We start from the raw sequence: 21219 nt of genomic DNA, 5'->3' as shown, positions 1-21219 counted from the left end.
CTAGAAGTAAAGCGTTATTGAAAACTCTTTATTCTGTAGATTATTACTCAAAGCACCATTTTGTGATTCTTTAACCTCTTTATGTTATAAATTTCTATACTCATAAGATTTTCGGTAATCGCTCTTTACCATCGGACAAATAAAGCCATACTAAAATATAAATTTATAAGGCAAATTACAATAGATAAATATCATTTAAGTTTTTTATACAATACTTCGTATTTTTTAAGGTGTTTTTTTGTCATACAAAACTTGTATTCTATTTATATGACAACTAAAAACTATTTACAACAATATATTTCCAAAAAAGTGAAATATTTTCGAACACAAAACAAAATGAGCCAGGAAGAACTTTCGGAACAAGCGGGACTTGGGCTTAAGTATATCAACCAACTCGAAAACCAAAATGTGAATCTGACCATTCACAGTCTTGAAAAAGTGATTGACGCCCTAGAGATGACCCCAGAGGAATTTTTCAATTTTGATAGCCTTGAATCAACCTCTGATAAGACTGACAATCTTTCACTCAAAAGAATCAACATGAAGATTAAACAGCTCCCTATTGATAAACGAGAAAAGATCTTGGTCATTTTTGAAAGTATCTTAGATAATCTTTGATATCCCTGACTCACTTATATTTTAACCAGCGAATACTCGTATAGTCAAATTGTAGGATACGGATAAAAAGTATTTATCTGGTGATTTCCACTTATTTTCCTTCTCCAACTAATGAAAGTGAGCCCATATGAATTTAAAAGATCTACAATATTTTTATGACCTCTGCCAGCTTCAATCCTATACGGAAGTAGCAAAACAACATAAAGTCAGCCAACCATCTATTTCTTATGCCATCAAGCGCTTAGAGGAATCTTTTAACTGCAAATTGATTCACCCCGATCCCTCGCATCGTTCCTTCAAACTAACTCCTCAAGGACAAATCCTTCTGAAGCATACAGAACTGATTTTACCTGAGGTCATTTCTACTCGCAAAGAAATTAATCGCTCTTTGGCGCATTGCTCTACTGTAGGATTCCCTCCTATTATCATTCAGTATCTTTTCTCTGTCTTAAATAAAGAAACTGAATTTGATTTTTTAAAAAAGGTACGTCCTATTCGTGGTGGATCTGTAGAATTATTAAATCTTCTCCTTAAGGGAGAACTAGATGCGAGCTTACTCGGATTGATTGAACCACTCAATCATCCTTCAATAGAGACACATGAACTCTTTCATAAAGAACTGTATGTCGTTTTATCTAAGAACCATCCTCTTGCCACTGCTCCTTCCCTTGCTTTTGCAGAATTAGTAGATCAATCCTTTATACTCTTAGACGAACACTTTGTTCATCTAAAAGCTTTTGAACTACTTAATCAAAAGCATCAAAACAAGGCAGAAATATTCTTTAAGACTGATGACATTGTCATTCTTAAAGAACTTTTAAAGAAAGGGATTGGCGTTAGTTTACTGGCTGATATCGCCCTTTCTGATGAAGATGATGATTTAATAAAAATCCCTCTAATACCGAAGGACCATATAACATTTACAGTTTATTACGCTTATCTCAAATCAGCTACACCGTCATCAGAAGTAGAGGACTTATTTAATCTCATTAAATCATATGAATAGAAAAAACTCTAACTATCAACTACCTGATAGCTAGAGTTTTTTACATTATAGGTAGTAGACTAAAGCACGAAGAAATAGGATATTATCAACGAATCTTTTCATTTACCTGATACCATTCAACGAGATTCCCAATTATAAATCTACAAAGTGTCGATAAAAAAGAACACCCCGAAAGGTGCTCTTTGTATGTATTGTAATTCTCTCGAATTAACGTTTACTAAATTGTGATGCTTTACGAGCCTTTTTCAAGCCTGGTTTCTTACGTTCAACTTTACGTGAGTCACGTGTAAGAAGTCCTGCGCGTTTCAATGAATCGCGGAAGTCTGGGTCTACTTGAAGAAGGGCACGAGCGATACCATGACGGATAGCTCCTGATTGACCAGCATATCCACCACCAACAACGTTAACGAAAACGTCGTATGAACCTACAGTTGAAGTAACCGCGAATGGTTGGTTGATAACAAGACGAAGGTCAGCGTGTGGGATGTACTCTTCAACATCTTTTTTGTTAACAGTGATTTTACCAGTTCCTGGAACAAGGCGAACGCGTGCAACAGCGTTTTTACGTCGTCCAGTACCTGCATATTGTGCTTGTGACATACTTTATTGTTCCTTTCCTTAGATAAGTCCTGAAATATCAAGAACTTCTGGTTGTTGTGCAGCGTGAGTGTGCTCAGCTCCAACGAATACTTTCAATTTCATACCTTGAGCGCGACCAAGAGTATTGTGTGGAAGCATACCTTTAACTGATTTTTCGATCAAACGTACTGCATTTTTAGAACGTAGTTCACCAGCAGAGATTTGTTTCAATCCACCTGGGTGGTTTGAGTGAGTGTAATAGATCTTATCAGTTGCTTTTTTACCAGTCAATTTAACTTTTTCAGCATTGATAACGATTACGAAGTCACCTGTATCAGTGTGTGGTGTGAATGTTGGTTTATTTTTTCCGCGAAGTACGCTAGCAACAACTGCTGAAAGGCGTCCAAGAGGTACATCAGTTGCGTCAACAACATACCATTTGCGTTCTACTTGGCCTGGTTTAGCCATGAATGTAGTTTTGTTCATGATTTCTCCTATATGAATATCGTTTTTGTTTACAGGGCGGATGTTCCGGTCCGCGGGGTATTTGAAAGGTTCCGGGGCCTTACAAATGGGGTAAACAATACCGTCTACTATCATACCAAATTTTACTACTAAAAGTCAATAGATATGAAAAATATTTTTGCCGATTTCAGTGTTTAACATCTAGAAAAACCTCGCTTTTGCGAGGCTCTCCTATTTATAAGCTAAGGCACGTTTAAAGGTTTTCCAGATTCCCAAATCATCTGTTTGAAGGACTAGACTAGCATACATGCGTCCGATAAAGGCTGTTGCAGTGACCGCAAAAACAACCGTTATGGCAAGTGAAATCCAGGCTTCTAAATCACTCGCATACCCATTTATAGCTCTAAATGGCATAAAGAAGGTCGAGATGAAAGGAATATAGGAACCAATTTTCAGAACTAAATTATCCCCAGCAGCACCTAGAGAGGTCACACCGACAAATCCTGCTATAATCAAGATCATCAATGGCGACAAGGCCTTTCCTGAATCCTCAGGGCGAGAAACCATAGATCCTAGGAAGGCTGCTAAAACAACGTACATAAAGAGGCTAACCAAGACAAACAATAAGGTATTGAGCGAGAAGGCCTCTCCTAGATGATTTAAAATTCCAGATTGTGCCAAGATAGGGATGTCTTTAAAGAGCAGAATGGCAGCCAGCCCACCCACGACGTAAATGCCAATATGAGTCAAAATCACAAGAAGCAGAGCCAGCATGCGAGCGTAAAAATAATGACTAGCTCGGATACTAGAGAATACCACCTCCATGATTTTGGTTCCTTTCTCGCTAGCCACTTCCTGAGCAGTGACACTAGCATAGGTAATCAAAATCATATAAAGGAAGAAGCCAAGCCCTGCGGCCGCAATGGTTTGAACAATTTTTTTGTTTTCCTTAGATTCATCAATCTTCTCAGTAAAATCAACGGTTTGACTCAGACGTTTTTCCTGTTCTTGAGACAAATTGGCTGCCGAACGATTGAGTTGGTATTGCAGTTCATTTAACTTATTGGTTACTGCTAGTTTGATGCCTGTTTCAAGAGAAGTTTCACCATGATAGACGGCCTTGAGGACACTGTCCTCTTGGTCAATGGTTAGGTAACCCTTGATTTTCTCATCCTTGATAGCAGCCTGGGCACTGGCTTCATCCTTATAATCAAAGTTGATACCATTGGTACCCTTGAGCCCTTCTTCCACAGATGGCACAGTTGTTACTACTGCTATCTTGCTATTCTTGGCCATAGAAGACCCTTGGAGAAAGCCGATTCCTACAGATAAGGCTAAAAAGAGGAACGGCGAAATCACCATAAAGAAGAAACTCCACGACTTGACATGTCGAAGATAGGTTTCCTTCATTACAACCCACATATTTCTCATACTTCCACCCCCGATTCTAGTTTAAAGATTTCATCGATTGTTGGAGCTTGTTGGTCAAAGGTCGCGATGTATTGACCTTGAGTGAGGATTGGGAAGAGTTCTCTTCCAGCGCTCTCATCATCTAGGATCAATTTCCAACTGCCTTGCTTGGTCAAGCTCACCTGTTTGACATGAGGAAGATTTTCCAATTCTTCCTTGCTTCGTTCACTTGAAACAAAGAGACGCGTTTTCCCGTATTGATTGCGAACTTCTTGGACCGGTCCGTGCAAGACTACACGCCCATCACGAATCATCAGGATATCATCGCAAAGCTCCTCGACATTGGTCATGACATGGTCAGAAAAGATAATGATTGCACCGCGCTCTTTCTCTTTCAAGATGACTTGTTTGAGTAACTCGGTATTAACTGGATCCAAACCACTAAAAGGCTCATCCAAGATAATCAAGTCTGGCTCATGGATTAGGGTGATAATGAGCTGAATTTTCTGCTGATTCCCTTTGGAAAGGCTCTTGATTTTGTCGGTCAATTTGCCCTTCACTTCCAATTTCTCCATCCATTGGGGGAGTTTTTCCTTGACTTCCTTGGCATCCATGCCCTTTAGAGTCGCCAAATAGCGAACTTGTTCAAGGACTGTCAGCTTGGGCATAAGGCTGCGTTCCTCAGGCAGATAACCAATCCGAGCATAGGTTTCCTGACGAATCTCCTGCCCATCCAGACTGATCTCTCCTTGATACTCTAAAAATTTCAACATACTGTGGAAAATCGTTGTTTTCCCAGCACCATTCTTCCCGACCAAGCCCAGAATCCTTCCTGGACTTGCCTGAAAATCGACACCAAACAAGACTTGCTTGGGACCGAAACTTTTCTCTAGATTTCTTACTTCTAACATTTTCCACCTCCGAGATATGTTGCACTTATTATACTCCTTTTTGATAGCCTTTACAACGATTTATGTCCATTTTATCGGATTATAAGTAGCAAAAGTATCCTATCTCTAATAAATTTAAGTGCTTCAGCGATAGCTTTAGTATAACTCATTAAAGACTTTCTGAGATGGCTTCCTCCTCAACTATCGCTTTTCTCTTCTGAACTGTCCTTTTGAAACTAAAAATCCACCCCGAGGGATGGATTTTAGACTATTAACGCACTTCTGCATTCACTTTTTCTTCGAGTGATGCTTGGATTTTTTCCATATAGCGTGCGACTTCTTCGTCTGTTAAGCTATCTTCTGGATTTTGGAAGGTCAAGCTATAGGCCATTGACTTCATGCCAACTCCCAGTTTTTCGCCTGAGAAGACGTCAAAGAGTTTGATATCTGTCAAACGTTTCACGCCTGCAGCTTGGATAGCGTCTATAACTTCTTGATGAGTGACTTCTGCCTTGAGGAGTAGAGCCACGTCACGGCTGACTGCTGGGAATTTGGTGATTTCCACAAATGGAGCAGCTGGTTGAAGGGCAGCTTCAATGGCTGAAAGGTTGAGCTCCGCTACATAAGTTTCTGGGATATCGTAAGCCTTGGCAGTAACTGGATGCACTTGGCCAAGGAAACCAAGAACTTGGTCGCCAAGTGAAATCACGGCCGTACGTCCTGGGTGAAGGCTAGCAATCTCAGCTGTTGCTGTATAAGTCACTTCTAGTCCCAAGCGAGTAAAGAGCGCTTCAAGGATTCCCTTAGCATAGAAGAAATCAACTGGAACTGCTGCTGTTTGGAAGTCTTTTTCTGCAACCAAGCCTGTCAAAGCAAAGGCAAAGCTGTTGATTTCATTTGGTAAATCTTCTTTTGGATTGCCTGTTTGTTCAAAGACTTTTCCAATCTCGTAAAGAGCCAAATTTTTGTTCTTACGAGCCACGTTATAGGCTACTGTATCCAAAATACCTGAGATCATATTTTGGCGGAGGACTGAACGTTCCACAGTCATTGGCCACATGAGTTCTGTAAGGTTACTTGGTTGAGCCGTAAACTCAACTGCTTTTTCAGGCGTTGTCAGAGCGTAGGTGATGATTTCTGTCAAACCTGCTCCTTCAGCGATGGTACGAACTTGACGGCGCAATTTTTGTGTCGCAGTCAATTCACCAGCTGTACCATCATCTTTTGGAAGACTAGTTGGCAAGCGATCATAACCATAGATACGGGCGATTTCTTCAAAGAGGTCCGCTTCGATGGTAATATCCCAACGACGACGAGGTACGCTGACTGTGAAGGCTTCAGCATTTCCAGAAAGTCCAAAGCCAAGACGACGGAAGACATCTTCCACATCAGCATATGAAAGCTCCGTACCAAGGACGCGGTTAACGTCAGCCAGAGTCGAAGAAACTTCTACATCAGAAGTATCAAGCGCTCCTGCTGAAACGATACCCTTACGCACAGTCGCACCTGCAAGTTCCGCAATCATGCTCGCCGCAGCATCAAGGGCTTCGTTAACAGTTGCCACATTGATACCTTTTTCAAAGCGAGAAGATGATTCAGAACGAAGGTTGAGGCGTCCGCTAGTCTTGCGGATGGATTTGCCATTGAAGACAGCTGCTTCAAGGACAACACGACTAGAATTTTCAGAGATTTCTGTTGTTTGACCACCCATGACACCTGCAAGGGCTACTGGCTTGTCTGCGACAGTGATAACTAAGTCATTTGTTTCCAAGTCACGTTCTTCACCGTCCAAGGTCACCAATTTTTCACCAGCACGTGCTTCACGCACACGGATGTCATTGCCTTCAAAGGTATCCAAATCAAAGGCATGCATCGGTTGACCAAAGTAGAGTAGGATATAGTTGGTCACGTCTACAACGTTATTGATGGGACGGATACCTTCATTCATAAGAAGGTTTTGCAACCATTGTGGACTTGGTGCGATGGTCACATTATCCAAGATACGGGCCGCATAGTAAGGCGCCTTGTCTGTCTCAATGCCTACAGAAAGGGCGTCTGCTGCAGATTCATTTGTTTCTGTTAAGGTAAATGCTTTAAAGTTAACTGCCTTATCATAGATAGCTGCTACTTCGTGAGCCACACCACGCATAGATAGAGCGTCTGCACGGTTTGGTGTGATAGAAAGTTCGATGATTTCATCATCCAAGTCTAGATATGAGAAGACTTCCTCACCTGGTACTGCATCTTGAGGCAAGATTTGAATACCATCTGCGAATTCCTTCGGTACGACCGAGTCAGAAATACCTAATTCACCAAGCGAACAGATCATTCCAAGTGACTCTAAACCACGGATTTTCCCTTTTTTGATCTTGTAATTGTCAGCAATACGAGCTCCTGGAAGAGCTACCATGACCTTGATCCCAGCACGCACATTTGGGGCACCACAAACGATCTGACGGGCTTCTTCTTCGCCAACGTTAACCTGACAGACATGCAAGTGTGTTTCTGGCACATCTTCGCAAGACAAGACCTCACCGACGACAATTTTTGAGAGACCGGCAGCTGGTGATTCGACACCTTCGACCTCAATCCCTGTAGTTGACATTTTCTCAGCCAACTCTTGTGATGGCACATCAATGTCCACCAATTCTTTTAACCATTTATAAGATACAAGCATAATTCTGATTGTAAGATCTCACAGAATAAGACCTTTTCAATTCCTTTCTTTTTCTTTGAGTCAGTCCTCACCATTCTCATCAAGAGAAAATAACTAGACTGTGTTTCAGGTTTCAATCTTATTTAAACTGTTCTGAAAAACGGACATCTCCTTGATAGAATCCGCGAATATCGTTGATTCCGTAACGGAGCATAGCGACACGCTCTTGACCAAGACCAAAGGCAAAGCCAGAGTAAACAGTCGCATCGATTCCACTCATTTCAAGGACACGTGGGTGAACCATACCGGCACCCATAATCTCGATCCAACCTGTTTTCTTACATACGTTACAGCCTTCTCCACCACACTTGAAGCAGGAAACATCCACCTCAACAGATGGCTCTGTGAATGGGAAATAGGATGGACGCAGACGGATCTGACGCTCTTCACCGAACATCTTTTGGACAATCAACTGAAGGGTTCCTTGAAGGTCTGCCATAGAGATGTTTTTCCCAACAACCAATCCTTCGATTTGGTGGAACTGGTGACTGTGGGTTGCATCGTCCGTATCACGACGGAACACACGCCCCGGTGAGATCATCTTCAAAGGACCTTTTGAAAAATCATGAGCATCCATAGCACGCGCCTGAACTGGAGACGTGTGAGTACGGAGCAAGATTTCTTCTGTGATATAGAAAGTGTCCTGCATATCGCGAGCTGGGTGATCTTTTGGGAGGTTCATACGCTCGAAGTTATAGTAGTCTTGCTCCACTTCAAAACCATCCACGACTTGGTACCCCATCCCGATGAAAATATCTTCGATTTCTTCACTGGTTTGTGTGAGGACATGACGATGCCCAGTCGCAACTGGGCGACCTGGAAGTGTCACATCAATGCTCTCGCTAGCTAGTTGAGCTACGACTTTCTTTTCTTCCAAGAGCTTAGCTGTTTCTTCAAAGGCTGCCGTCAAAACATCACGAGCTTCATTAACATGTTTCCCGATGATTGGACGCATCTCAGCAGAGACATCTTTCATCCCTTTAAGGATTTCCGTAAGCGACCCTTTTTTACCAAGGACAGAAACACGCAAGTCTTGCATCTCTTTTTCATTTTCAGCAGTAATCTGCTTCAAGCTAGCCAGCGTTTCTTCGCGAAGCGCTTTTAATTGTTCTTCAATAGTTGACATAATTCCTCCATCAGTCTCTCGTAGATAAAAAGAAAACCACATGCCAAAAACTCCACTCGGAGCGTTGACACGCGGTACCATCCGTTTTCATCTGACAAGTCAGACCTTCATTTCTAAATCCATGCGCAAGTGAATTCACCCAGCTTTCATATAGAGAGCTTGCAGTCACGGCTCTCCTCCCTGATATACTTCCCTTGAGTTACTAGTCTTGCGGATTCCTATTCAATTACTACTTAGTTTATCAGATTTTTACCATTCTTGCAAGACCTATCTCACTTCTGCTTGCCTTTAAATCGCCATTGGAAGCGAAGCTTGTCATAGAAAGGAAATTCGATAAACAAGACTCCCAAGCCCACACAGAAACTGGCAAGAACATCTGATGGATAGTGAACTCCCAGATAGACCCGAGATAGCAGCACACTGACTAGGTAGACCCCAAGGACGATTTGCACAATTTTTCTCCAAACCGGATCTTTAATCCGTTGACTGAGAATGACAATCAAAGTCCCTACCATCAGCGTCACTGCCAGAGAATGCCCGCTTGGGAAGGAAAATCCCTTCTCCTCTACCAAGTGTAAGATAGCTGGTCGTGGGCGCTGGTAAATATTTTTAAAGGTCACAATCAAAAGACCGGCTAAGGCTAGATTGCCCGCCATGAAGTAGCTTTCTATCTTCCACTGCTTACGATAAAAGATAAAGGCTGCGATGGCAACCCAGGTAATGATTACTGGGATATCAATCAAATGCGTAAGGGCACGGAACAGAACCGTTAAATAATCTGGCAAATCCCCACGAAGGGCAGTCTGAAGCGGTTGATCAAAACCGACCAGCGTTTCAGGATAGAACTTAACCATATAGCCAAGAAGGACGAAAAGTAAAAGGGCAAAACTGCCCTTCATTAAAAATGTTTGTTTATCTCTCATAATGTTTTAAGGTTGGTTTCAAGAGGACGTATAACAACCAGAATGAAACGGCAAAGATTAAACCTTCAATCAGGTTAAAAGGTAAAACCATGGTCATCAAGTAGTTAGAAAGTCCTATAATTTCTCTAATATCAAAGTTGGCAAACTGCGCGTATAAAGGAACCGCATAGACATAGTTGAGAACCAACATGGCAGAAGTCAATCCAATAGTTCCCGCTAGAGATGCTAGTAGGAAACGAAGGGTGCTGCGTTCCTTTTTCCAAATCAAACCAAAGACGATAACAAAAACTCCCAGAGCTACGATATTCATTGGCAAGCCAATGTAAGTATTCACTCCCTGGCTATTGAGAAGCAACTTCAAGAGTGATCGCAACAAGAGAATCCCGAGAGCAGCTGGCAAATCCATGACCACCAAGCCCACAAGGACTGGCAAGATACTAAACTCGATCTTGAGGAAGGTCGCCGCTGGCAAGAGCGGAAAGTCAAAGTACATCAGCACAAATGAAATGGCTGATAAAATCGCAATGGTCGAAAGTCGACGTGTGTTTGTCATAACAGGTTCCTCCAATTTTCTATAAAATCAGAAGAAGTTGGAAAGGATCCCTCTATCTATTCTCACTTTTTATATCCCAAAAGTTCCCCCTCACTCTTTTGAGCAAGCGGTTGCAATTCATCTATAAACTCATCAGAACAGACAAAGCCATTCTTTCGTCTTCTCCCATCCAGACTATACTGTCGGTTGTGGAATCGCACCACATCAGCTTGCGCTCGCGGACTTCTTTAACTAAGATATTTTGGATTAATCTAGGCGTCGCAGTCGAAGATAATACTTGAGTATATCGAGACAAGACAACGAAGAGTAAGCCAGAATAGCTAGTTAAAGTCACCGCCGGTCGGGAATCACACCCAGCCCTGAAGACCCTTTAATCATAACAAAAAACGCTTGCAAGTGCAAGCGTTTTGATTATTTCAATTTATCTGCTTCATAGGTGTGAACAAGCTCAAGACCTGCAAAGTTCTGCTGGCGGAGGGCTTCATAAACAATCATGCATACGGTATTCGAAACATTGAGGCTGCGAACGTGTTCATCGTTCATAGGAATACGGAGAGCCTTCTCAGGATGGTCTCGCATAAAGTCCTCGGGCAAGCCCTTGTCTTCACGTCCAAAGAGAAAATAATGGTCTTCGTCAGTCGATAAATCCACCTCAGAATACACTTTCTCAGCAAATTTCGAAATCAGATAGACTTGTCCTTTCATCTGAGACATGAAATCTTCCAAGCTGTCATAAAAATAAATCTCAAGCTTATCCCAGTAATCCAAACCAGCCCGCTTCATCTTTCGGTCGTCAATGGGAAAGCCCATTGGTTTAATGATGTGGAGGGGAGAATTGGTCGCAGCGCAAGTACGCGCAATGTTACCTGTATTTTGTGGAATCTGAGGCTCGAATAATACAATGTGATTTGTCATGACGGGTTTCCTTTTATCATTGCAAAAAAATAGCCACACTGCCCGGAGTCAAGCTCAGCAAACAGCGTGGTTAAGGCGTCGTTAACTTACCTCACAACAGGTTTGAAGTAAATCAGCGAAACTACTTCCTTAGTATAACACTTTCAGAATCATTGTCAATAGAAACGACTTGATTTTTTTACTTTTTTTGATGATATTTTCATGTTTGGTCATTCCTTTCTGAAAAGGTATGGCAAAAGAGCCAAATCACTTCAAATCAGAGACATTGTCATAGAAGTTAAACAAATGTAGCTTCAAAACTTGAAAAAAGTCTTTCTTCCCCTAAAAATCGCCTTAGCAAGTGCATTTTTTGCTAAAAAAGGGTATGATAGTTACATCATGAAAAAGTAGGTTTTTTATATGAAAATTGTCCTTGTTGGTGGAGGGAAAGTTGGTTTCGCCCTCTGTCGTTCACTGGTTGCAGAAAACCATGACGTTGTCCTCATCGAACAAGATGAGGCTGTCCTCAATCACATTGTCAGTCGCTATGATATCATAGGTCTCCTTGGAAATGGTGCTGACTTTGCCATCTTGGAGCAAGCCGGTGTTCAAGAGTGTGATATCTTTATTGCTCTAACCGAATACGATGAAGTGAATATGATTTCAGCGGTACTTGCTAAGAAAATGGGCGCTAAAGAAACCATCGTTCGGGTACGAAATCCTGAATACTCCAATGCCTATTTTAAAGAGAAAAATATTCTTGGATTCTCACTTATCGTTAACCCAGAACTCCTAGCAGCGCGTGCGATCTCAAATATCATTGATTTCCCTAATGCCCTCTCTGTCGAACGATTTGCCGGAGGTCGGGTCAGTCTCATGGAATTTGTTGTCAAGGATTCTAGCGGTCTTTGTCAAATGCCAATCTCAGACTTCCGTAAAAAGTTTGGGAATATTATTGTCTGTGCTATGGAGAGAGATCATCAACTGATGATCCCAAGTGGTGATATTATTATCCAAGACAAGGATAGGATTTTTGTTACGGGAAATCGTGTAGATATGATGCTTTTCCATAACTATTTTAAATCTCGTGCAGTGAAAAGCTTACTTATCGTTGGAGCTGGAAAGATTGCTTATTATCTACTCGGCATTTTAAAAGACAGTCGCATTGATACCAAGGTCATCGAGATCAATCCTGAAAGAGCTCGTTTCTTCAGCGAAAAGTTCCCCAATCTCTATATTGTCCAAGGAGATGGAACTGCAAAAGACATTTTGCTGGAAGAAAGTGCTCCCCACTATGATGCAGTCGCAACCTTGACTGGGGTTGATGAGGAAAATATCATCACCTCTATGTTTTTTGACCGAGTTGGCGTCCATAAGAATATCACCAAGGTCAACCGAACAAGCCTTTTAGAGATTATCCACGCGCCTGATTTTTCAAGTATTATCACACCAAAAAGCATCGCAGTGGATACCATTATGCACTTTATCCGTGGTCGAGTAAACGCTCAGTATTCAGATCTTCAAGCCATGCACCATCTAGCAAACGGTCAAATTGAAACTCTCCAATTCCAAATCAAGGAAGCTAATAAAATGACTGCCAAACCTCTATCACAGTTGAAATTGAAAAAAGGGGTTCTCATTGCAGCCATTATCCGAAAAGGAAAAACAATCTTCCCTACTGGAGAGGATATGCTTGAGGTGGGAGACAAGTTACTCGTGACGACCTTATTGCCAAACATCACCAAAATTTATGATTTGATTGAGAGGTAAAAAATGAATAAAAGTATGATTCGTTACCTCCTCTCAAAACTTCTCTTGATTGAGGCTGTTCTCCTCCTAGTTCCTGTTAGTGTAGCGATCTATTACCAAGAATCCAGTCAAGTATTTATCGCTCTCTTTTCTACGATTGGAATTTTAGTCCTTCTTGGTGGTCTAGGTGTTTTACGGAAACCGAAAAATCAACGGATTTATGCCAAGGAAGGAGTCTTAATTGTTGCCCTCTGTTGGATTCTATGGTCTTTCTTTGGTGGCCTCCCCTTTGTCTTTTCAGGACAAATCCCCAGCATTATCGATGCCTTCTTTGAAATCAGTTCTGGATTTACAACTACAGGAGCAACTATTCTGAACGATGTTTCCGTTCTCACTCGTTCCCTCCTCTTCTGGCGAAGTTTCACCCACTTGATCGGAGGGATGGGGGTACTCGTCTTTGCACTTGCCATTATGGACAATGCTAAGAATAGCCACTTGGAGGTGATGAAGGCTGAGGTCCCTGGACCTGTCTTTGGCAAGGTCGTATCCAAGCTAAAAAACACTGCCCAAATTCTCTATCTGCTTTATCTGGCTCTCTTCTCCCTTTTTGTGGTTATCTACTACTTAGCAGGCATGCCCCTCTATGATAGTTTTGTCATCGCTATGGGAACAGCAGGAACTGGGGGCTTTACCGTCTATAACGACGGAATTGCCCACTACGGTAGCTCACTCATCACCTATCTAGTTAGTATCGGAGTGTTGGTTTTTGGGGTTAACTTCAATCTCTACTACTACCTCATGCTCCGTCGGGTTAAGGCTTTCTTTGGAGATGAAGAACTACGAGCATATATCATCATTGTCCTAGTTTCTACAGGCTTGATTACGCTTAATACACTCCACCTCTACCAAGGTGTCTCTAAAAGTGTTGAAATGGCCTTCTTCCAGGTTTCCAACATCATCACGACAACAGGTTTTGGTTACGGAGATATTACCAACTGGCCCCTCTTCTCCCAATTTATCCTCCTCTTCCTCATGGGAATCGGTGGATCAGCAGGCTCAACTGCAGGTGGTCTTAAGGTGATCAGAGGACTTATCCTCTCTAAAATCGCAAAAAATCAGATTTTGTCCACCTTATCTCCTCACCGTGTTTTGACTCTACACGTCAATAAAACTGTGATTGATAAGGATACCCAGCACAAGATTCTTAAATATTTTGCTATCTATATGATGATCATTCTCTCTCTCATCTTTATCGTCAGTCTTGATAGCAATGATTTTCTAGTCGTGACCAGTGCGGTCTTCAGCTGTTTTAACAATATCGGACCTATTCTAGGTACAACCTCGAGTTTTTCCATCTTTAGTCCCATCTCTAAAATCCTCCTCTCCTTTGCAATGATCGCAGGTCGCTTAGAGATTTACCCAATTTTGCTACTCTTTATGAGACGTACCTGGTCTAAACGCTAATGATAATACAATTCCCCTTTTACAAGCTAGTAGAAGGGGAAATTTTTCTATAAAAAATGAGAAGACCTTTCGGTCCTCTCCTAATTTGTTTATTCTTTAAGAGCTTTCTTGTAACGAGCAAGTTCTGCTTGATTGGCCCAAACATAGTGACCTGGACGAATTTCTACCATAGATGGCTTGTCTGTCTCATAGTCATGTTGGTCAGGATCGTAAACTTTCAAGACCTTCTTGCGTTCCAAGATTGGATCTGGAATCGGTACAGCAGATAGAAGTGCTTGAGTGTATGGGTGGACAGGATTGTTAAACAACTCCTCTGTCTCCGCCACTTCGACGATAACCCCCTTATAGATAACCGCGATACGATCTGAGATAAAGCGAACAACTGACAAGTCATGCGCGATAAAGAGATAGGTCAAGCCCAACTCTTTTTGGAACTTCTTGAGCAAGTTCAAGACCTGCGCACGCACTGATACATCCAAGGCTGAAATTGGCTCATCCGCAATAACGAAATCAGGTTCCATCACAAGGGCACGGGCAATCCCGATACGTTGACGTTGACCACCAGAAAACTCGTGTGGATAACGGGTCAAGTGTTCTTTCAAAAGCCCAACTTCATGAATCATCTTTTGAACTTTTTCTTTTCGATCTTCTTCATCTTTAAACAAGTGATAGTTGTAAAGACCTTCAGAGATGATATAGTCAACTGTCGCACGCTCATTCAAGCTAGCTGCAGGGTCCTGGAAAATCATCTGGATGCGACGGATCAAATCTGATGATTCTTTATGAGATTTTTTCCCATTAATTTTATGACCATCAAATATGATCTCACCTTTACTAGTATTATTTAAACCAATAATGGCACGACCAATCGTTGTTTTCCCACTACCAGACTCACCTACAAGAGAGAATGTTTCTCCCTTGTTGATAAAGAAGTTGGCGTTTTTAACCGCGACAAACTTCTTACTTCCTTCACCGAAGGAAATTTCTAAATCTTTAATTTCTACTAATTTTTCAGACATTTCCTTCCTCCTAGTCTTCTAGATGAGCAAAGCCCATTTTATCACGAATCTTGTCATGCAAATCTGCAATGACTCCAGGTTTTTCAACTTTAGGAGCATTCTCATGAAGCAACCAAGTCTTAGCCCAGTGGGTATCAGTGACTGAAAACTGAGGTGCTTTCTGTTCAAAGTCAATTTGCATCGCATAATCTGAACGAAGGGCAAAGGCATCACCTTTCAACTCAGTATAAAGAGACGGTGGTGTTCCAGGGATAGAGTACAATTCTCCTTTATCGTCAGCAAGCTGTGGCAAGCTAGACAAGAGACTCCAAGTATATGGATGACGAGGATCGTAGAAGACTTCCTCAACAGTACCGTATTCTACAATTTCACCAGCATACATAACCGCCACCTTATCGGCAATACTTGCTACCACACCAAGGTCATGGGTGATAAAGATAATGGTAAAGTGGTACTCATTTTGCAATGTTTTAAGCAAATCAATGATTTGCGCTTGAATGGTTACATCAAGAGCTGTTGTTGGCTCGTCACAGATCAAGATATCTGGACGACAGGCAAGGGCAATCGCGATAACGATACGTTGACGCATCCCTCCAGAATATTGGAAAGGATACTCATCAAAACGTTTTTCAGCATCTGGGATTCCGACCTTGTTCATATAGTCGATTGCCATCTCTTTGGCTTCCTTAGCTGTTTTCCCTTGGTGTTTAATGATCACTTCAGTGATTTGGCTACCGATTGTATTGATTGGATCCAAACTTGTCATAGGGTCTTGGAAGATGGTCGCAATTTTAGCACCACGAATCTTCTCCCATTCTTTGTTAGAAGTAAGAGCGGTCAAGTCTTGTCCACGATAGTCGATGCTTCCTTGGGCAATACGTCCATTGTCTTCTAACATCCCTGTAAAGGTTTTTGTTAAAACAGATTTACCAGAACCAGACTCACCTACCAAGGCAAGAACTTCTCCTTCAATCAGGTCCAGAGAAACCCCTCGGATAGCCGTCAGAACTTTGTCACGAACGTCAAATTCCACGACAATATCACGAGCAGTCAAAATTACATTTTTTCCTTTTATCATGTCTACTCCTATCTATGTGTACGTGGATCACTAGCATCCGCTAGGTTTTGACCAACAACGAAAAGAGATAGGGATACCAAGATCAAGGTTGTCAACGGAATCCAGAACAAGTAAGCGTTGGTCGTAACGTTTTGTGAGTAATCTGAGATCAAACGTCCCAAACTTGGCACTGTTACAGGCAATCCCAATCCAAAGAAGGAAAGGAAGGCTTCATAAGAGATGAAGCTTGGCAACATCAAGGTCATTGTAGAAACAATAACAGATACCAATTGCGGCATGATGTTTTTAACAATGATTTTAAAGGTTGGTGTTCCAAGTGTTTGAGAAGCAAGGTTGTATTCCAAGTCACGGTAACGCATGATTTGGATACGAATCATATAAGCAATCCCAATCCAAGTTGTCACACTCATGGCAAAAATCAAATTCCAGAAACCAGCACCAATTGAGTAAGTCAAGACAATGACAATCAAGAGAGATGGAATGTTTGAAATAATGTTATAAACTTCCATCATGACGCGATCAACGGATTTTGAAATTCCCCAGATTCCACCAACAATAACCCCAATTACAAGGTTGATAAAAGTTGCAATTACAGAGATGAGGATAGAGTTACGCGCACCAAACCAAACCCCATCAAACAAGGATTTACCATTACTATCTGTACCAAACCAATGTTCAGCATTGGGTTTGATAAAACGAGCAGAAAAGTCATTGACCTTACTTACATCGTTGAAGTCAAAATCTGAGAACATTGGGTAAATAAAGCTCATCAAGATAATGGCAACCAAAATCCCCAACATAATGACTGTTGATTTTTTCTTTAGAAATTGTCTAAATACAGAACCCCAGTATGAATAGGCAGGAGCATCAATTGTTTCAGAGGCAAAATCGTCACGTTTTACGAACTGAAATTTTTCTTTATCGATTGTTGACATTATTTGCCTCCTTTCTCTGTCAATTTAATACGTGGGTCAAGCATGGTCATCCAGATGTCTCCTACAAAGAGTGAGAAGATAGAAATACATGTGAAGATGAAGACAAGACCAACTACCATTGAGTTATTTGATGCCTTAACAGAGTCAATCAACATTTTACCCATACCTGGGAAAGCGAAGACTGTTTCTGTCAATGTTGCACCACCGATAACCCCGATTACGGCACCAGGAATACCTGAAACCAAAGGAACCATGGCATTTTTAAAGATGTGTTTATTTGAAATTTCTTTTTCAGACAAACCTTTTGCACGAGCAAAACGAACGAAGTCCTGAGATTGCAAGTCGATCATGTAACGACGAATCCAGATAGCTGTACTTGGCGCACCCAACAAACCTAGAATGACTGCTGGCAAGACATATGAACGCCAATCTCCAGCCCCCAAGATAGGGAATGAATCAGGCAGACCAATAGATGAGCCAATCAAACGCACGATATAAACCAAGGCAATCGTTGGAAGGGCAAGCAAGAAGGTAAGGGCACCTGTCGAGAAGCTATCAATCCAAGTATTCTTGTGGCGAGCCATAGCAGATCCAAGTGGAATCGCAATCGCATACGAAATAATCAAACCAATCAAACCAGCAACCGCTGAGCTTGCGATCATTGAAGGATATTGATAATTGCTTTCTGTAGCTGTATATGGATCGTCTTTACCATAGTTGGCTACTTCACGCGCATCTGCTTGACTTGGAGATTTGTAAGTACGAGAGTAAATATCTACAGATGAAGTCTTTTTACCTGTAGGGAATTGAACTTCTGATGTCTTAGTTTGTCCCTGACCTTGTGTGATAACTTGAAGCACTGGTGTGTTTGCATAAGTTGGGTAAGAATCTCCCAAGTTAATGTTCACAAAGTTTTGGTGTACAAATGGGAATTGATTGTTGAAATACAAAAGGTATTTGTGTTTTGTACCTGAACCAACCAATGACCAACCGATAGCAGGGTCATTTTCAAAACGAAGATAACGTTGCAAGTTTGGATTTTCAGGGTCTTGAATTTTGTTTGGATGATCAATATCAATCAAGTTCGCATAGAATTTGAAAACACGTTCAAAAATTGGAATTTCACGCGTAGCATAGAATTGACCACTTTCTGAGAACACACCGAGTGTCCAACCATTTCCTAGTTGGTTGATGTATTTTTCGTAGATTGCCTTATTGGTATCATTGGCATCCACTGTTACAGATGAGTCCATTGTACTCGCTCTTTCTTGCAACTCTTTGGTATCGTAGTACTCGATATAGCCCATCCGTTCATAAACGGTATTTTCATAATTATCCCGCTTATCCGGTGTCGTTGCAATCTTGTTATAGTTGGTATCCTGCTTGAAAATCAGTTTTCGAGGAACCATCGTATAGATAATTGTGTAGGTCAAAGTTGTCACCAAGAAAATAGACAACAATGAACGCAATACACGCATAAAAATATATTTCTTCATATCGTTTCCTTTTAAAATCCCAAAAGAACCTTCTCCTCATGGAGAGAAAGTTCTCTTGAGAGTTATTTATTTAACGTGATTAGCCAATTCTTTTTGAACTTTTTCGTTTGATTCTTTTTTCTCTTTGAGCCATTTTTCACGAGCCTGTTCATAATCAGCTTTTGTTACAACCTTATCTTGTAACTGAATATACTTGAAGTATACGTCTGATCCCTTATCTCCAGATTGACTGTATGATGCAGAGAATGGCACAACACGAGAAATGATTGGTGCAGCTCCGCTACCAGACATAGCAGGAATAAAGAGAGAGCTATCTGTCAACCAAGCTTGGGCAGCCGCATATTTTTCATAACGAACATTCAAGTCGTTGGTTTCTTTAGCTGCTTCATCAACTAGCTTATCGTATTCTTTCAAACCAACTTGAGCCGCTGCAGCATTATCTGCACCTTCATAACCCATGTATGTTTTTGTTTGTTCAGCATTTGTTGTTTTCAAGATATCAAGGTAAGTTGATGGATCTTCATAGTCAGGGTTCCATCCAACAGCACCTGAAAGGTCCCAATCTTCTGCTGCTGCGCTAGCTGCGTAGTAAGTAATATTCTGTAGTTCATCTGCAGTGATTTGTTGGATATCGATAACTACATTATCTTCGCCAAGTACTGTTTCAACGGATTGTTTGAAAGATTGAATACGTGCGATATAGTTTTTAGATGATTGATCTACTGGAATATCCAAGTGGATAGGGAATTTCACACCTTCTGCTTCCAATGCAGTTTTGGCTTTGGCAAATTCAGCTTTGGCTTTATCGGCGTTGAAGAGTCCATCTTGACCATCCGCAAAGTTTACATTCTTCCACTCATCACCATAAGCAGCCATCTTTTCAGTTACCAAGTCACCGAAAGTTTTTTCGCCTGCAGAGACAAAGTCTGGTTTCACAAAGAGGTTACGAACTGCAAGAGGGGCAGCTTGCTTACCGTTAATTTGTGCTGAGTAAGAAGTACGGTCAAAGGCGAAGCTCAAGGCCTGACGGAAGTCTTTGTTAAGAAGGGCTTTCTTGGTAGAAGTCTTCTCTTCATCAGTTGTCTTAGAAGTGTATTTGTAACCTTGACGATCAATATTCACACCCAAACCAGCGATACCAGGTCCTGATGGAGTGTAGTAGATGTTGTCTTTATAAGTCTCTTCTACTTTAGAGTAGTTTGAACTTGTTGGGTAAAGACGAGCATAGCTATAAGCTCCACTTGTAAAGTTACGTTCAATTGACTCTTGGTCTGACCCATCATAGAAAGCAAGGGTTACTTTATCGATATGAACATTGTCTTTATCCCAATAGTTTTCATTCTTCACAAATTCGATAGATGACTTAGCAGTCAAACCTCTCAGCAAGAATGGTCCATTGTAAAGCAATGATGTAGGGTCAGTTGCTTTACCAAAGTCAGCCCCTTTTGATTTTTCAAATTCTTCGTTCAATGGCCAGAAGATTGAGTAGGCCAACTTAGAGTTCCAGTATGGCTCTGGTTTATTCAAAGTGTATTCAAGGGTATAATCATCAACTGCTTTTACACCGACTGAAGCAAAATCTTTATTGTTTCCAGCAATATAGTCAGATAGACCTTTAACTGAATCTTCTGCTAGATACTTAGCTGCTGATTTTTTATCTGCTGCGTGTTTCAAACCATTTACAAAGTCTTTGGCAGTTACTTCAGCGTACTCTTCTCCATCAGATGTCATCCATTTGACACCTTTACGAATCTTGTAGGTATAAGTCAAACCATCTTGTGAAACTGACCAGTCTTCTGCAACTGCAGGAGTCAAATTTCCATATTTATCATTCGTGAAGAGACCATCGATACCATTTGAAGTGGCAACCTTAGTACTTTGTTTCCCTGAAATGAGGTAATCCAATGTTTCTGGATCAGCTGTATAAACATAGCCATAATTTTTTGGCGCTGTTGAATCAGATGATTTTGAAGAACCGCAAGCAGCTAGTACTCCTGCTGCTAATAAAGCAACACCTGCTGCAACAAATACTCTACTTTTTTTCATGTTTTTAACTCCTCTTGAAAAATTTAGGCTTATTGGAAATTATAACATATATTTTTTAAAAAGTAAACGAATTTTCAGAATATTTAGGCGCATTTCCTCAAAAAACTTCTATTTGTCAAAATTCTTGCATTCTTTGTTTGTTTCTGCAAGAAATACTTTCTAGTCTGATCTTCTTCAGAAGAGGATTTTTAAAGGCTTTTTCTCACTTCTTCGATCATCATCTGTTTTCTTAAATTGGATTTTAGAATAAGA

18 protein-coding genes and 1 riboswitch are annotated in these 21219 nt (G+C 41.2%); of the genes, 4 read left to right on the top strand and 14 right to left on the bottom strand.

What is annotated here, in order from left to right; translation table 11 throughout:
• Positions 1-267 precede the first annotated feature (267 nt).
• On the top strand, positions 268-618 hold the full coding sequence (locus tag HMPREF2766_RS03585; protein WP_004185387.1) for a helix-turn-helix domain-containing protein: 351 nt from the start codon (positions 268-270) through the stop codon (positions 616-618).
• A 127-nt stretch (positions 619-745) separates the two neighbouring features.
• Entirely contained in the window at positions 746-1624 is an 879-nt protein-coding gene (locus tag HMPREF2766_RS03580) for a LysR family transcriptional regulator (RefSeq protein WP_070567773.1), read from the top strand.
• A 207-nt stretch (positions 1625-1831) separates the two neighbouring features.
• Here the strand turns inward: HMPREF2766_RS03580 and rpsI are convergent, their stop codons facing one another.
• The 9 genes from rpsI to HMPREF2766_RS03535 all read right to left on the bottom strand — a co-directional run bounded on the left by rpsI (position 1832) and on the right by HMPREF2766_RS03535 (position 11201).
• The gene (rpsI, locus tag HMPREF2766_RS03575; protein ID WP_000075973.1) at positions 1832-2224 is read right to left on the bottom strand and encodes a 30S ribosomal protein S9; all 393 of its coding nucleotides are present in this window, start codon (positions 2222-2224) and stop codon (positions 1832-1834) included.
• Positions 2225-2242: 18 nt separating this feature from the next.
• On the bottom strand, positions 2243-2689 hold the full coding sequence (gene rplM / locus HMPREF2766_RS03570; protein WP_001044624.1) for a 50S ribosomal protein L13: 447 nt from the start codon (positions 2687-2689) through the stop codon (positions 2243-2245).
• A gap of 210 nt (positions 2690-2899) precedes the next feature.
• Positions 2900-4099, bottom strand: coding sequence for an ABC transporter permease (locus tag HMPREF2766_RS03565; protein ID WP_070567771.1), 1200 nt, complete (start codon positions 4097-4099; stop codon positions 2900-2902).
• On the bottom strand, positions 4096-4989 hold the full coding sequence (locus tag HMPREF2766_RS03560) for an ABC transporter ATP-binding protein (protein ID WP_070567769.1): 894 nt from the start codon (positions 4987-4989) through the stop codon (positions 4096-4098). The genes HMPREF2766_RS03565 and HMPREF2766_RS03560 overlap by 4 nt, the downstream gene beginning before the upstream one ends.
• Before the next feature lie 250 nt (positions 4990-5239).
• Positions 5240-7645 carry a phenylalanine--tRNA ligase subunit beta gene (gene pheT, locus HMPREF2766_RS03555; RefSeq protein ID WP_070567767.1) on the bottom strand — a complete coding sequence of 802 codons (2406 nt, stop codon included), beginning with the start codon at positions 7643-7645 and terminating at the stop codon, positions 5240-5242.
• Positions 7646-7763: 118 nt separating this feature from the next.
• Positions 7764-8810 (bottom strand): phenylalanine--tRNA ligase subunit alpha, encoded by a 1047-nt coding sequence (gene pheS, locus HMPREF2766_RS03550; RefSeq protein WP_070567856.1) that lies wholly within the window; start codon positions 8808-8810, stop codon positions 7764-7766.
• A 272-nt stretch (positions 8811-9082) separates the two neighbouring features.
• Complete coding sequence (locus HMPREF2766_RS03545) at positions 9083-9733, bottom strand: phosphatase PAP2 family protein (protein WP_049519741.1); 651 nt, start codon at positions 9731-9733, stop codon at positions 9083-9085.
• The gene (locus HMPREF2766_RS03540; RefSeq protein WP_049519742.1) at positions 9723-10286 is read right to left on the bottom strand and encodes an ECF transporter S component; all 564 of its coding nucleotides are present in this window, start codon (positions 10284-10286) and stop codon (positions 9723-9725) included. The genes HMPREF2766_RS03545 and HMPREF2766_RS03540 overlap by 11 nt, the downstream gene beginning before the upstream one ends.
• 153 nt (positions 10287-10439) lie before the next feature.
• Positions 10440-10657, bottom strand: a riboswitch (FMN riboswitch).
• Positions 10658-10697: 40 nt separating this feature from the next.
• Complete coding sequence (locus HMPREF2766_RS03535; protein ID WP_049479473.1) at positions 10698-11201, bottom strand: tRNA (cytidine(34)-2'-O)-methyltransferase; 504 nt, start codon at positions 11199-11201, stop codon at positions 10698-10700.
• A 399-nt stretch (positions 11202-11600) separates the two neighbouring features.
• Here HMPREF2766_RS03535 and trkA point away from each other — a divergent pair, with 399 nt between their 5' ends.
• Positions 11601-12950, top strand: coding sequence for a Trk system potassium transporter TrkA (trkA, locus tag HMPREF2766_RS03530; RefSeq protein WP_070567765.1), 1350 nt, complete (start codon positions 11601-11603; stop codon positions 12948-12950).
• A gap of 3 nt (positions 12951-12953) precedes the next feature.
• Positions 12954-14393 carry a TrkH family potassium uptake protein gene (locus HMPREF2766_RS03525; RefSeq protein WP_070567763.1) on the top strand — a complete coding sequence of 480 codons (1440 nt, stop codon included), beginning with the start codon at positions 12954-12956 and terminating at the stop codon, positions 14391-14393.
• An 89-nt stretch (positions 14394-14482) separates the two neighbouring features.
• Here HMPREF2766_RS03525 and HMPREF2766_RS03520 read toward each other — a convergent pair whose 3' ends face one another.
• The 5 genes from HMPREF2766_RS03520 to HMPREF2766_RS03500 form a co-directional block, all read right to left on the bottom strand.
• Positions 14483-15412 carry an ATP-binding cassette domain-containing protein gene (locus HMPREF2766_RS03520; protein ID WP_001291308.1) on the bottom strand — a complete coding sequence of 310 codons (930 nt, stop codon included), beginning with the start codon at positions 15410-15412 and terminating at the stop codon, positions 14483-14485.
• A gap of 10 nt (positions 15413-15422) precedes the next feature.
• A complete protein-coding gene (locus HMPREF2766_RS03515; protein WP_070567761.1) occupies positions 15423-16490 on the bottom strand; it encodes an ABC transporter ATP-binding protein in 1068 nt (355 codons plus the stop codon).
• An 8-nt stretch (positions 16491-16498) separates the two neighbouring features.
• The gene (oppC, locus tag HMPREF2766_RS03510) at positions 16499-17425 is read right to left on the bottom strand and encodes an oligopeptide ABC transporter permease OppC (protein WP_007522372.1); all 927 of its coding nucleotides are present in this window, start codon (positions 17423-17425) and stop codon (positions 16499-16501) included.
• A complete protein-coding gene (locus HMPREF2766_RS03505; RefSeq protein WP_000759891.1) occupies positions 17425-18921 on the bottom strand; it encodes an ABC transporter permease in 1497 nt (498 codons plus the stop codon). The genes oppC and HMPREF2766_RS03505 overlap by 1 nt, the downstream gene beginning before the upstream one ends.
• A gap of 66 nt (positions 18922-18987) precedes the next feature.
• Positions 18988-20967: a peptide ABC transporter substrate-binding protein gene (locus HMPREF2766_RS03500; protein ID WP_070567760.1), complete on the bottom strand. Its 1980-nt coding sequence runs from the start codon at positions 20965-20967 to the stop codon at positions 18988-18990.
• Positions 20968-21219: the final 252 nt, after the last annotated feature.

Source organism: Streptococcus sp. HMSC076C08 (assembly GCF_001810825.1).
Lineage (GTDB): Bacteria > Bacillota > Bacilli > Lactobacillales > Streptococcaceae > Streptococcus.
The sequence above is the reverse complement of the archived record's forward strand: the minus strand, read 5'-3'. Positions and strand labels throughout refer to the sequence as shown.